We start from the raw sequence: 321 nt of genomic DNA, 5'->3' as shown, positions 1-321 counted from the left end.
GTGGCGGCGCAGCGCGGCGGGGCGATGAGCATGCCCACGCACAGAATGGCGGCGGTGTTCAGCGCCAGGCCGGCCTTCTTGCCCAGGGCAGTTTGGATTGAGAGGATGGAGCCCCCCGCGTTGTTGATGGCGAAGACGCCCACGCAGGAGACCACCACGTCGAAGAACACGAAGCATGCCAGGCCGAGCGGCCAGAGCGTGCCCGACTCCCTGCCGAGGTACGGCGGGAAGATGAGATTGCCGGCGCCGAAGAACATGGCGAACAGCGCCAAACCGACGACCAGCGCGTCTCTGTTCACGGGCACCTCCCCTCTCTCGTCG

1 protein-coding gene is annotated in these 321 nt (G+C 67.0%); it reads right to left on the bottom strand.

Annotated features, from left to right (window positions below):
- Window positions 1-305, bottom strand: a 305-nt coding sequence (locus tag NE591_RS13610) for a branched-chain amino acid transport system II carrier protein (RefSeq protein WP_256156904.1), incomplete at its 3' end; no start/stop codon positions are given.
- Window positions 306-321 lie beyond the last annotated feature (16 nt).

Source organism: Adlercreutzia sp. DFI.6.23, assembly GCF_024462535.1.
GTDB lineage: Bacteria > Actinomycetota > Coriobacteriia > Coriobacteriales > Eggerthellaceae > Adlercreutzia > Adlercreutzia rubneri.
This window is presented reverse-complemented; position numbering and strand designations above follow the sequence as displayed.